Source organism: Streptomyces sp. NPDC057438 (genome assembly GCF_042802995.1).
Classification (GTDB): domain Bacteria; phylum Actinomycetota; class Actinomycetes; order Streptomycetales; family Streptomycetaceae; genus Streptomyces.
This window is the reverse complement of record NZ_JBHVDD010000091.1, coordinates 1-11,952: the sequence shown is the minus strand read 5'-3', so window position 1 is coordinate 11,952 and position 11,952 is coordinate 1. Positions and strand designations below refer to the sequence as shown.

Here is an 11,952-nt window from a genome sequence, read left to right as displayed (position 1 = left end):
AGCCTGCGGGGGCTATGACCTCGTTCGACTCCCTTGGCCCGGCTTCCGGTGGTTCCGCCGGCCGTCGGCGTGCACTGGGGAAAGGGCCCGGGGCCGCGCCCCCGGCTTCGCCGGCCGAGAAGCCGCCTCCTGCCGCAGAGCCTTCGTCGCCCGAGGCCGCCGACGCGTTCCGCCCACCCGTACCGCCCGGCGGAACGGGTGCCCACGGCGCGGGTGCGAGTGACGGGACGTCCCCCGCAGTCGTCCCTGCCGAAGCCGAAGCCGAAGCCGAAGCCGAAGCCGGCGTCGGTGCTGTGCCGGACGCGGCCGAGCGGACGGCCGGTGACTCCGACGACGGGGTCTTCACGGTGCGGCTCGCCAACTTCGAGGGCCCCTTCGACCTGCTGCTCCAGCTGATCTCCAAGCACAAGCTGGACGTCACCGAGGTCGCGCTCTCCAAGGTCACCGACGAGTTCATGACGCACCTGCGGGCCATGGGAGCGGACTGGGACCTCGACGAGACGACCGAGTTCCTGGTGGTCGCGGCGACCCTGCTGGATCTGAAGGCGGCCAGGCTGCTGCCCGCCGCCGAGGTCGAGGACGAGGCCGACCTCGCGCTCCTCGAAGCCCGGGACCTGCTGTTCGCCCGGCTGCTGCAGTACCGCGCGTACAAACAGATCGCGGAGATCTTCAACCGGCGGCTGGACGAGGAGGCGCGGCGGTACCCGCGCACCGTCGGGCTGGAGGCGCAGTACGCGGAACTGTTGCCCGAGGTGGTCATCAGCATCGGGGCGGAGGGATTCGCCAGGCTGGCCGTGAAGGCGATGCAGCCGAGGCCCAAGCCGCAGGTGTACGTCGACCACATCCACGCGCCGCTGGTGAGCGTGCAGGAGCAGGCCGGGATCGTCGTCGCGCGGCTGCGGGTGCTGGGGGAGGCGTCGTTCCGGGTGCTCGTGGAGGACACCGACGACACCCTCACCGTCGTCGCCCGCTTCCTCGCGCTGCTGGAGCTCTACCGGGAGAAGGCCGTGGCCCTCGACCAGGAGACCGCGCTCGGGGATCTGCTCGTGCGGTGGACCGGCGGGGACGGGGACGCGGAGCCCGTGGTCACGGACGAGTTCGACCGGCCGCCCGAGCCGCCCCGGCCGTCCCGGCCGGCCAAGGAGGAGAAGGCATGAGCGAGGAGAGAACCGTGGGGCCCGAGGGCGCGCGTACCGTCGCCGGCCTCGACCTCAAGCCCGCTCTGGAGGCCGTCCTCATGGTCGTGGACGAGCCCGCGACGGAGGAGCACCTGTCGAAGATCCTGGAGCGGCCCAAGCGGCAGATCGCCAGGGCGCTCAGGGAGCTGGCCGACGACTACGCGGTACAGGGGCGCGGGTTCGAGCTGCGGCTGATCGCCGGGGGCTGGCGGTACTACACCCGGCCCGAGTACGCCGCCGCCGTCGAACGGTTCGTGCTCGACGGGCAGCAGGCCCGGCTGACCCAGGCCGCGCTGGAGACGCTGGCGGTGGTCGCGTACCGGCAGCCGGTGAGCCGGAGCAGGGTCTCGGCCGTGCGCGGAGTCAACTGCGACGGCGTCATGCGGACCCTGCTTCAGAGGGGTCTGGTCGAGGAGGCGGGCGCGGAACCCGAAACAGGTGCGATCCTGTACAGGACGACGAACTACTTCCTGGAGCGGATGGGCCTGCGCGGCCTGGACGAGCTCCCGGAGCTCGCGCCCTTCCTCCCGGAGGCTGAGGCGATCGAGGCCGAGACCCAGGAGGCCGTACCGTCGTTCGATCCGGACGCTCCGGATTCCGAGGACGCAGACGACAAGACGGAACTTTGATGCGAAGCAGTAGCGGCAGGAACAGCAGCGGAAACAACGGCGGGAGCCGTGGTGGCAACAGCGGCGGCCGCGGCGGGAGCAGCGGTGGCCGCGGTAACTACCGTGGCGCCGGGAGCGACCGCGACGACAAGCAGGGCGGCCGGCCGAAGAAGCCGCGCCCGGAGGAGCGGCGCTACGACGTGGGCCCCGGCGGCACCCAGGACGGGCCGAAGTCGGGGCGCGGCGCCTCCGCGCGCGGAGGCGCGAAGGGCGGCCCCCGGCAGTCCCCGACCGGCGGGCGCGGCCGGTCGGCCCCGGCGACCTCCCGCGAGTACGACGCGCGGGCGGAGGAGCGCAACCGGGAGCGGTACGCGGGCAAGAAGGACGTCAAGCTGCCCAAGACCTTCCCGGGCGCCGAGCAGGAGGGCGAGCGGCTGCAGAAGATCCTCGCGCGCGCGGGCTACGGCTCCCGGCGTGCCTGCGAGGAGCTGATCGAGCAGGCGCGCGTCGAGGTCAACGGCGAGATCGTGCTGGAGCAGGGCAAGCGGGTCGACCCGGAGAAGGACGAGGTCAAGGTCGACGGGCTGACCGTCGCGACCCAGTCCTACCAGTTCTTCTCGCTGAACAAGCCGGCCGGTGTCGTCTCCACGATGGAGGACAACGAGGGCCGTCAGTGCCTCGGCGACTACGTCACCAACCGTGAGACGCGGCTGTTCCACGTGGGGCGGCTCGACACCGAGACCGAGGGTGTCATCCTGCTCACCAACCACGGTGAGCTGGCGCACCGGCTGACCCACCCCAAGTACGGCGTGAAGAAGGTCTACCTCGCGCACATCGTGGGCCCGATCCCGCGTGACCTGGGCAAGCAGCTCAAGGACGGCATCCAGCTGGAGGACGGGTACGCGCGCGCGGACCACTTCCGGGTCGTGCAGCAGACCGGCAAGAACTACCTCGTCGAGGTCACCCTGCACGAGGGACGCAAGCACATCGTGCGCCGGATGCTGGCGGAGGCCGGGTTCCCGGTCGACAAGCTGGTGCGCGTGGCCTTCGGGCCGATCACCCTCGGCGACCAGAAGTCGGGCTGGCTGCGCCGGCTGTCGAACACCGAGGTCGGGATGCTGATGCAGGAGGTCGACCTCTAGGGTCGTCCGTCTCCTACGAGCAGGGGCCGGTCCCGGGTTTGCCTTCGGGACCGGCCCTTTGCCGTTCCCGGTGCCGGTCTTGGCCGTCCCTTCCCCGTAAGGGGGTTGTGCCGCCTCACTCCCTCCCTTTATAGTCGTTCTGACTATTAGTCATGGTGACCATAAACGAGGGTGGTGGAGATGACCTCACCGGCGGGATACGACAAGTACGCCTACGAGCCCTTCGCCGTCACCGTCGACCTGGCCGTCTTCACCGTCCGCGCCGGCACGCTCCAGGTGCTGCTCGTCGAACGCGGGCAGGAACCGTACGCGGGCCGCTGGGCCCTGCCCGGCGGTTTTGTGCTGCCGGACGAGTCCGCGGAGGAGGCCGCGTGGCGCGAACTCGCGGAGGAGACCGGGGTCTCGGACGTGCCCGGCCTCCACCTGGAGCAGCTGCGGACCTACAGCGAGCCGGGGAGGGACCCGCGGATGCGGGTCGTCACCGTCGCGTTCGCCGCGCTCTTCCCCGACCCGCCCGTCCCGCACGGCGGCGGTGACGCGGCCCAGGCCCAGTGGCTGCGGTTCAACGCCATCGGCCCGCTCGCCTTCGACCACGACCGCATCCTCGCCGACGCCCACGAACGCGTCGGCGCCAAGCTCGAGTACACCTGTCTCGCCACCTCCTTCTGTCCGCCCGAGTTCACGCTCGGCGAGCTGCAGCAGGTCTACGAGACCGTGTGGGGCACTCCGCTCGACCGGCCCAACTTCCGGCGCAAGGTGCTGGCCACGCCGGGCTTCGTCGAACAGGTGCCCGGCGCCGCCCGCCTGACCGGCGGTCGCGGCAAGCCCGCCGCGCTGTACCGCGCGGGTGGGGCCACCGCCCTGCACCCGCCCCTGCTGCGACCCACCACGGAAGGACGGCCCTGATGACCATGACGCTGCGTACGAAGCGCTCCGCCACCGGCTCCCTGATCGGACTCGCCCTCGGAGACGCCCTCGGCTTCCCGACGGAGTTCAACGACATTCCGTCGATCCTCGCCAAGTGCGGCCCCTGGCGGAAGATGGAGCTGCCGAACCCCGCGATCGTCACGGACGACACCCAGATGACGCTGGCGCTGGCGCACGGGCTGCGGACGGCCATGGATCGCGGGTCGCTCGGCGCCGAGGCGCTGGAGCGGGCCGTGCGCAAGGAGTTCGTGGAGTGGTCCCGCTCCCCGGAGAACAACCGCGCTCCCGGCCACACCTGCCTGGTCGCCTGCGACCTCCTCGCGGTCGACCGCCACCCCTGGCAGTTCGCCAGCCAGATCCACTCCAAGGGCTGCGGCGCCAACATGCGCGTCGCCCCGCTCGGCCTGATCGGCCCGCTCAGCGACGAACAGCGCGCGGGCGCCGCCCAGTTGCAGGCCGCCCTCACCCACGGCCACCCCACCGCCCTCGCCGCGTCCGACCTCACCGCCCACGCGGTCCGGCTGCTCGCCCAGGGCGCCGAACCGATGGGCCTCGTCGGCCGGCTGCGCTCGTACGCCTACGAGAACCGCGCCCACTACCACGCGCGCTGGCTCGGCGACCTGTGGACCTACAGCCAGGACCCCTCGCCCGAGCACTACATCTCCCGGGGCTGGGACGAGTGCCTCCAGGCCCTGGACCGGGTGGAGGCGGCCCTGCGGCTCCCGTCGCCCGAGACCGACCCCTGCACGGCCACGGGGGAGGGCTGGATCGCCGAGGAGGCCCTGGCCACCGGTCTGCTGTGCTTCCTGCTCTTCGTCGACGAGCCGGTCACCGCGCTGCGCCGCGCCGCCTGCACCTCGGGCGACTCCGACTCCATCGCCGCCCTCACCGGTGCCTTCGCGGGCGCCTACCACGGTCCTGACGCCTGGCCCGCCGAGTGGGCCGACCGGATCGAGTACCAGGGCGACCTCGTCTCGCTGGGAGCCCTCTGGGACGCTTGAGGGATGACCGACGCCCTCGACATCGACCTGGCCCCCGTGGTGGCCGAACAGCCCGACCCTCTGCTGTTCGCCACCGTCTCCGGAGCCCACCTGTACGGCTTCCCCTCGCGCGACTCGGACGTCGACCTGCGCGGTGTGCATCTGCTGCCCGCGGCCGAACTGGTCGGGCTGCGCGAGCCGGAGGAGACCCGGTCGAGGATGTGGGACCGGGAGGGCGTCGAGATGGACCTCGTCACGCACGACCTGCGCAAGTTCGCCCGGCTGATGCTGCGCCGCAACGGCTACGTGCTGGAACAGCTGCTCTCCCCGCTCGTCGTGCACACCGGTGAGCCCCACCGCGAACTGGTCGCGCTCGCCCCCGGGGTCCTCACCCGCCACCACGCCCACCACTACCGGGGGTTCGCCACCACCCAGTGGCGGCTTTTCGAGAAGACCGGCGAACTCAAGCCGCTGCTCTACACGTTCCGGGTGCTCCTCACCGGCATCCACCTCATGCGCAGCGGCGAGGTGCAGGCCCACCTGCCCACCCTGGTGCCGGAGACCGAGGAGGCCCCCGCCTACCTGCCGGACCTCGTCGCGGCGAAGGCGGCCGAGGAGCACGGCAAGGCGGACGTCGACCAGGAGCGCGTCGCCGCCGACGTGGAGCGGCTGCACCGCACGCTGGACGAGGAGCAGGCCCTGTCGGCGCTGCCCGAGACCCCGGCCGCGTACGACGCCCTGCACGACTTCGTCGTCCGCGTCCGGCTGGAGGGACCGAAGGGCTGAAGGGCTGGGGTGATTTGTGAGGCGTGCCCGCGGGGCGGTGTGCGGCTCAGTCCCGTGCGGCCCGGAGGGCCGACGCGCGCCGGGTCCTTACGACGAAGTCCTCGACCCTGGCCAGGTCCGGTTCCGGCGGCAGGGGGCTGTGGTCCGCCGCCTCGGCGGCCTCCGAGGCCAGCCGCGCCATCCAGCCCTCGACCCGGGTCCACGGCACCTCGCCGCGTTTCACCGCAAGCAGGGGCTCGCGCTGCTCGCCCACGTCCACGGTCAGCTCGCCCGTGCGCAACAGGTCCCGGCAGCTCATCAGCAGACGGAGCAGATGCATCGCGTGCTTCCAGCGGGGGGCGCCGTGCGTACGCACGTCCGCGTCGAGCTTCTTGCGCTGGCCGAGGGCGTAGCGGGCGAACGTCTCATGGGCCCGGCGGGACAGGAACGCCCCGCGCAGGGCGAGCAGTTCACGGCCGGTGTCGTCGACGTGCTCCACCAGGGGGGAGTGCAGGCACTCCAGGATGTTGGGGTTGGCACGCAGGGCCAGATTGCAGAAGCGCTCCAGCTCCCAGCCGAACTGTTCCTGCCCCGGGCCCTCCACGTGCGTCGGCGGTTTCTCGAAGCGCCAGAACAGCTCGGTGGGGGCCAGGAAGACACCCCGCCGGTCCGTGTCGCTGCCGTCCGTCGCGAGACCGAAGGCCCGCGAGCCCATCACACAGGCATAGATCGTGTGGTCGCGGACCAGGTCGTGCGGGTGCGGGGGCTGCATGTCCGGGAGCGTACGGGGTTGATCAGGGCCGCAGAATCGAATTACCGGCGACCGTGATCTTCTCGGCGGGCAGCGGCTCGGTGGCGGGTCCGTGGGCCACGGCCCCGTCCGTGATGCTGAACCTGCTGCCGTGGCACGCACAGTTGATCGTCTTGTCGGAGACGCTGCTGACGACACAGCTCAGGTGGGTGCAGATCGCGGAGAAGGCCTTGAAGTCGCCTTCCGCGGGCTGGGTCACGACGATCTTCTCGTCGTCGAAGATCTTTCCCCCGCCCACCGGGATGTCGGCCGTGCTCGCCAGCTCCTCGCCGCCGTCCGCGCCGGTGCCCGCGGGCGAGGACTTCTCCGCGGTGTCCCCACCGCCGTCCTTACCGCCTCCGCCGCATCCCACCAGCAGCGCCGCCGTGCCCGCCGCGCCGGTGGCCAGCACCGTGCGCCGCGTGGAACCCATCGTCATGTCGTCACTCCGAACGTGCGGAAGAACCAGGAGCCGGCCGGGGAATCGCCCCGAGCGGAGCAGCAGCATCTTCGCACTGAAAGCACCGATGAAGAAGCAAAACGGATGAGAGTGCCACAAAGTGTGTGTTTCTTACGTCCGGAAGTCGAGGGCGTACTCGATGCGGGCGGTGGGTGGCCGGACGGGGTGGCCGGACAGTGACGTTCGTGCGGGCTCGGCAGGGTCCGCGGCGGGGATCCGTCCGCCGTGGACGTCTTTCGGCCAGGCGTTTCGGCAGGCGGGCGTCGCGCGGCGGCCCGGGGCGGGTGACTAGGCTGTTCGTACAACCAGCCGGGATGTCCAGCAGTGAGGAGCACAGCCGTGGCGGTACGAGCGGTCCGGGGCGCCGTCCAACTCGAACGGGACGAGGCGGGGCACATGGACGAGCAGGTGGGCGAACTGCTCACCGCGGTCCTGGAGCGCAACGACCTCACCCCGGACGACCTGATCAGCATCTGGTTCACGGCCACCCCCGACCTGCACAGCGACTTCCCGGCGGCAGCCGCCCGCAAGCTCGGCATCGTCGACGTACCGCTGATCTGCGCGCAGGAGCTGGACATCGAGGGCGCCCTGCCCCGGGTCGTGCGGATCCTCGCGCACATAGAGTCCGACCGGCCGCGCTCGGAGATCGCGCACGTGTACCTGGGGGCCGCGGCCACGCTCCGCAAGGACATCGCCCAGTGAGAACGGCACTCGTCATCGGCACCGGGCTGATCGGCACCTCCGCCGCCCTCGCCCTGGCCCAGCGCGGTGTCACCGTCCACCTCGTCGACCACAACCCCGAGCAGGCCCGTACGGCGGCCGCGCTCGGCGCCGGCACCGACGAGGCGCCCGAGGGCCCGGTGGACCTCGCGATCGTCGCCGCCCCACCCGCGCACGTGGCCGCGACCCTCGCCGACGCCATGCGCCGGGGCCTCGCGCGCGGCTACCTCGACGTGGCCTCCGTCAAGGGCGGCCCCCGCCGCGAGCTGGAGGAGCTGGGCCTCGACCTCTCCTGCTACATCGGCTCGCACCCCATGTCGGGCCGGGAGAAGTCCGGCCCGCTGGCCGCCACGGCCGACCTCTTCGAGGGCCGCCCCTGGGTGCTCACCCCGACCCGGGACACCGACACCGAGGTCCTGAACCTCGCCCTGGAGCTGGTCTCCCACTGCCGGGCCGTCCCGGTGGTCATGGACGCGGACACCCACGACCGTGCCGTGGCCCTGGTCTCCCACATGCCGCATCTGGTGTCCAGCCTGGTCGCCGCGCGGCTGGAGCACGCCGAGGAGTCGGCCGTGCGGCTGTGCGGGCAGGGCATCAGGGACGTGACCCGGATCGCGGCCTCCGACCCGCGCATGTGGATCGACATCCTCTCCGCCAACCCCGGCCCGGTCGCCGATCTCCTCACCGACGTCTCCGCCGACCTCGACGAGACCGTCCAGGCCCTGCGCGCCCTCCAGGCCGGCGACGACGCCAAGCGCCGCGAGGGCATGACCGGCATCGAGAACGTGCTGCGCCGCGGCAACGCCGGCCAGGTCCGCGTCCCCGGCAAGCACGGGTCCGCTCCGCGGGTCTACGAGGTGGTCGCGGTACTGATCGACGACCAGCCCGGTCAGCTGGCCCGCATCTTCGCCGACGCGGGGGCCGCCGGCATCAACATCGAGGACGTCCGCATCGAACACGCCACCGGGCAGCAGGCGGGTCTGGTGCAGTTGATGGTGGAGCCGAAGGCTGCGGTGGTGTTGACGGGGGCGTTGCGAGAGCGGGGTTGGGCGATCCGGCAGTAGGGGGGGTGCCGGTGGGTCGGCGGTCGGAGGCCGGCGCAGCCGTCCCGCTGCCCGGGAGGCGCCTTGGCGCCGAGTGGTGCGAGGGCGGCGTCGAGGGTGGGTCGTCCGCATCGAGCACGCCACCGGGCAGCAGGCGGGTCTGGTGCAGTTGATGGTGGAGCCGAAGGCTGCGGTGGTGTTGACGGGGGCGTTGCGGGAGCGGGGTTGGGCGATCCGGCAGTAGGGGTGGGCGGCCGGGCGGCGGGCAGGGCCGGACGGGTCACGCGCACCCAGTACCCTTGTCCGGGGCGCCTTCCGTCCCGCCCCACCACCTCGGACCAGGAAAGGTGCTCCCCAGTGGAACGCGCCACAGTGATCGTTGCCATCGACGGCCCCTCCGGCACGGGCAAGTCGAGCACCTCGAAGGCCGTGGCCGCGCAGCTCGGGCTGAGCTACCTGGACACGGGCGCCCAGTACCGGGCGATCACCTGGTGGATGGTCAACAACGGCATCGACATAGACGACCCCTCGGCGATCGCGGCCGTGGCCGGCAAGCCGGAGATCGTGTCGGGGACGGACCCGTCGGCACCGACCATCACCGTCGACGGCACGGACGTCGCCGGGCCGATCCGCACCCAGGAGGTCACCTCCAGGGTCAGCGCGGTCAGCGCCGTACCGGAGGTGCGGACGCGCATCACCGAGCTGCAGCGGTCCATCGCGGCGGACGCCGCGGACGGCATCGTCGTCGAGGGCCGTGACATCGGCACGACCGTACTGCCGGACGCCGACCTGAAGATCTTCCTCACCGCCTCCCCCGAGGCCCGCGCCGCCCGCCGCAGCGGCGAGCTGAAGGGTGCCGACGTCCAGGCCACCCGCGAGGCCCTGCTCAAGCGGGACGCGGCCGACTCCAGCCGTACGACCTCGCCGCTCGCCAAGGCGGACGACGCGGTCGAGGTGGACACCTCGGACCTCACCCTCCAGCAGGTCATCGAATGCGTGGTCACCCTCGTCGAGGAGAAGCGGGCGGGCAAGTGAGCCAGGCCGCCACGGACCGGGCCCCCGCGTACGAAGCCCCCACGGCGCTCGGCGCCGAGGTGGGGCGGCGCATCGGCGTCGGCCTGATGTACGGGCTGTGGAAGCCGCGCGTGCTGGGCGCCTGGCGGGTCCCCGCGACCGGCCCGGTGATCCTCGCCCCCAACCACTCCCACATCGTCGACGGCCCCATGGTCATCGGTGTGGCGCCCCGACCCTCGCACTTCCTGGTCAAGAAGGAGGCGTTCGTCGGTCCGCTCGGCCCGTTCATGCGCGCCGTCGGCCAGGTGGAGGTCGACCGCTCGACCGCCGACCGCACCGCCGTCACCCGCGCCCTGGCCGTCCTGGCGGGCGGCGGTGTGCTGGGCATCTTCCCGGAGGGCACCCGGGGCGAGGGCGACTTCGCCTCGCTGCGCGCCGGGCTCTCCTACTTCGCCGTCCGCAGCGGAGCGCCGATCGTGCCGGTGGCCGTGCTGGGAAGCACGGAGCGGCGCGGACGGCTGATCAAGGGGCTGCCCCCGCTGCGCTCCCGCGTCGACGTGGTCTTCGGAGATCCGTTCGAGGCGGGCGACGGCAGCGGGCGGCGGACGCGCAAGGCGCTCGACGAGGCGACCGTGCGCATCCAGCAGCAGCTGGGCGCGCACCTGGAGCATGCCCGGCGGCTCACCGGCCGCCGGTAAAACGCCGGGCGTCCGGTCGGGCGCTGGGCGACACTGAGTAGTGGACCAACCGGCGGACGAGCCGGGTGCTCCACCGATCACCACGATGAACTACGAGGTACGGACTTCATGAACGACCAGTTTCCCTCCGAGCACGAGCACGGAGAGCTTGGCGACGCCGAGTACGCGCAGTTCATGGAGCTCGCCGCGGAAGAGGGCTTCGACGTCGAGGACGTCGAGGGCGCGATCGAGGAGGCGGGTCACGGCCCGCTGCCCGTCCTCGCCGTCGTCGGCCGTCCGAACGTCGGCAAGTCGACGCTCGTGAACCGCATCATCGGCCGCCGCGAGGCGGTCGTCGAGGACAAGCCCGGCGTCACCCGTGACCGCGTCACCTACGAGGCCGAGTGGGCGGGCCGCCGCTTCAAGGTCGTCGACACCGGCGGCTGGGAGCAGGACGTCCTCGGCATCGACGCCTCCGTCGCCGCGCAGGCCGAGTACGCCATCGAGGCCGCCGACGCCGTCGTCTTCGTCGTGGACGCCAAGGTCGGCGTCACCGACACCGACGAGGCCGTCGTCCGGCTGCTCCGCAAGGCCAACAAGCCCGTGGTGCTCTGCGCCAACAAGGTCGACGGCCCGAGCGGCGAGGCCGACGCGACCGCCCTGTGGTCGCTCGGCATCGGCGAGCCGCACCCGGTCTCCTCGCTGCACGGCCGCGGCACCGGCGACATGCTGGACGCCGTCCTGGAGGCCCTGCCGGAGGCGCCCGAGCAGAGCTTCGGCACGGCGGTCGGCGGCCCGCGCCGCATCGCGCTGATCGGCCGTCCGAACGTCGGCAAGTCCTCCCTCCTGAACAAGGTGGCGAACGAGGAGCGCGTCGTCGTCAACGAGATCGCGGGCACGACCCGTGACCCGGTCGACGAGCTGATCGAACTCGGCGGTGTCACCTGGAAGTTCGTCGACACGGCGGGCATCCGCAAGCGGGTCCACCTGCAGCAGGGCGCCGACTACTACGCCTCGCTGCGCACCGCGGCGGCCGTCGAGAAGGCGGAGGTGGCGGTGATCCTCATCGACGCCTCCGAGTCCATCTCGGTCCAGGACCAGCGCATCGTGACGATGGCGGTCGAGGCCGGCCGTGCGCTGGTCGTCGCGTACAACAAGTGGGACACCCTCGACGAGGAGCGCCGCTACTACCTGGAGCGGGAGATCGAGACCGAGTTCGGTCAGATCGCCTGGGCCCCCCGGGTCAATGTCTCGGCGCGCACCGGCCGGCACATGGAGAAGCTGGTCCCCGCGATCGAGACGGCCCTCGCCGGCTGGGAGACGCGTGTCCCGACGGGTCGGCTGAACGCATTCCTCGGCGAGCTGGTCGCCGCCCACCCGCACCCGATCCGGGGCGGCAAGCAGCCCCGCATCCTGTTCGGCACCCAGGCCGGCACCAAGCCCCCGCGTTTCGTCCTCTTCGCCTCCGGCTTCATCGAGGCGGGCTACCGGCGCTTCATCGAACGCCGCCTGCGTGAGGAGTTCGGCTTCGAGGGCACCCCGATCCACATCTCGGTCCGGGTGCGCGAGAAGCGCGGCAAGAAGAAGTAGCCCGTCGGCGCCCCCGGCACGCGCGTGAGGAGGGCGGCTGCCCGAGGTCGTCCGACCC

13 protein-coding genes and 2 pseudogenes are annotated in these 11,952 nt (G+C 71.9%); 12 read left to right on the top strand and 3 right to left on the bottom strand.

The genetic code is table 11. The features are described 5' to 3' along the window. The first annotated feature begins 14 nt into the window (after window positions 1–14). The 6 genes from ACFU5F_RS34765 to ACFU5F_RS34740 all read left to right on the top strand — a co-directional run bounded on the left by ACFU5F_RS34765 (window position 15) and on the right by ACFU5F_RS34740 (window position 5,621). The gene (locus ACFU5F_RS34765; RefSeq protein WP_383896177.1) at window positions 15–1,157 is read left to right on the top strand and encodes a segregation and condensation protein A; all 1,143 of its coding nucleotides are present in this window, start codon (window positions 15–17) and stop codon (window positions 1,155–1,157) included. Next, window positions 1,154–1,807, top strand: a complete 654-nt coding sequence (scpB, locus tag ACFU5F_RS34760; protein ID WP_383896174.1) for an SMC-Scp complex subunit ScpB — start codon at window positions 1,154–1,156, stop codon at window positions 1,805–1,807. Before ACFU5F_RS34765 ends, scpB begins: the two co-directional genes overlap by 4 nt. After that, complete coding sequence (locus ACFU5F_RS34755; RefSeq protein WP_383896171.1) at window positions 1,807–2,928, top strand: pseudouridine synthase; 1,122 nt, start codon at window positions 1,807–1,809, stop codon at window positions 2,926–2,928. The genes scpB and ACFU5F_RS34755 overlap by 1 nt, the downstream gene beginning before the upstream one ends. Window positions 2,929–3,108: 180 nt before the next feature. Beyond that, a complete protein-coding gene (locus tag ACFU5F_RS34750; RefSeq protein WP_383896168.1) occupies window positions 3,109–3,834 on the top strand; it encodes an NUDIX domain-containing protein in 726 nt (241 codons plus the stop codon). Then, the gene (locus ACFU5F_RS34745; RefSeq protein ID WP_383896165.1) at window positions 3,834–4,856 is read left to right on the top strand and encodes an ADP-ribosylglycohydrolase family protein; all 1,023 of its coding nucleotides are present in this window, start codon (window positions 3,834–3,836) and stop codon (window positions 4,854–4,856) included. Before ACFU5F_RS34750 ends, ACFU5F_RS34745 begins: the two co-directional genes overlap by 1 nt. A gap of 3 nt (window positions 4,857–4,859) precedes the next feature. Next, on the top strand, window positions 4,860–5,621 hold the full coding sequence (locus ACFU5F_RS34740; protein WP_383896163.1) for a DNA polymerase beta superfamily protein: 762 nt from the start codon (window positions 4,860–4,862) through the stop codon (window positions 5,619–5,621). Between the two features lie 46 nt (window positions 5,622–5,667). Here the strand turns inward: ACFU5F_RS34740 and ACFU5F_RS34735 are convergent, their stop codons facing one another. The 3 genes and pseudogenes from ACFU5F_RS34735 to ACFU5F_RS34725 form a co-directional block, all read right to left on the bottom strand. Further along, the gene (locus tag ACFU5F_RS34735; protein WP_383896160.1) at window positions 5,668–6,372 is read right to left on the bottom strand and encodes a DNA polymerase beta superfamily protein; all 705 of its coding nucleotides are present in this window, start codon (window positions 6,370–6,372) and stop codon (window positions 5,668–5,670) included. A 22-nt stretch (window positions 6,373–6,394) separates the two neighbouring features. Continuing rightward, entirely contained in the window at window positions 6,395–6,829 is a 435-nt protein-coding gene (locus ACFU5F_RS34730) for a Rieske (2Fe-2S) protein (protein WP_383896223.1), read from the bottom strand. Window positions 6,830–6,868: 39 nt separating this feature from the next. Continuing rightward, window positions 6,869–6,949, bottom strand: a pseudogene (locus tag ACFU5F_RS34725) (DUF6529 family protein); the annotation flags it as partial. A 240-nt stretch (window positions 6,950–7,189) separates the two neighbouring features. Here ACFU5F_RS34725 and aroH point away from each other — a divergent pair. The 6 genes and pseudogenes from aroH to der all read left to right on the top strand — a co-directional run bounded on the left by aroH (window position 7,190) and on the right by der (window position 11,894). Then, the gene (gene aroH / locus ACFU5F_RS34720) at window positions 7,190–7,552 is read left to right on the top strand and encodes a chorismate mutase (protein WP_383896157.1); all 363 of its coding nucleotides are present in this window, start codon (window positions 7,190–7,192) and stop codon (window positions 7,550–7,552) included. After that, window positions 7,549–8,634, top strand: a complete 1,086-nt coding sequence (locus ACFU5F_RS34715) for a prephenate dehydrogenase (RefSeq protein ID WP_383896154.1) — start codon at window positions 7,549–7,551, stop codon at window positions 8,632–8,634. Before aroH ends, ACFU5F_RS34715 begins: the two co-directional genes overlap by 4 nt. Window positions 8,635–8,737: 103 nt before the next feature. Beyond that, window positions 8,738–8,857, top strand: a pseudogene (locus ACFU5F_RS34710) (prephenate dehydrogenase); the annotation flags it as partial. A 113-nt stretch (window positions 8,858–8,970) separates the two neighbouring features. Then, entirely contained in the window at window positions 8,971–9,648 is a 678-nt protein-coding gene (gene cmk / locus ACFU5F_RS34705) for a (d)CMP kinase (protein WP_383896152.1), read from the top strand. Beyond that, complete coding sequence (locus ACFU5F_RS34700; RefSeq protein WP_383896149.1) at window positions 9,606–10,325, top strand: lysophospholipid acyltransferase family protein; 720 nt, start codon at window positions 9,606–9,608, stop codon at window positions 10,323–10,325. Before cmk ends, ACFU5F_RS34700 begins: the two co-directional genes overlap by 43 nt. A 108-nt stretch (window positions 10,326–10,433) precedes the next feature. Beyond that, a complete protein-coding gene (gene der / locus ACFU5F_RS34695) occupies window positions 10,434–11,894 on the top strand; it encodes a ribosome biogenesis GTPase Der (protein WP_383896146.1) in 1,461 nt (486 codons plus the stop codon). Window positions 11,895–11,952 lie beyond the last annotated feature (58 nt).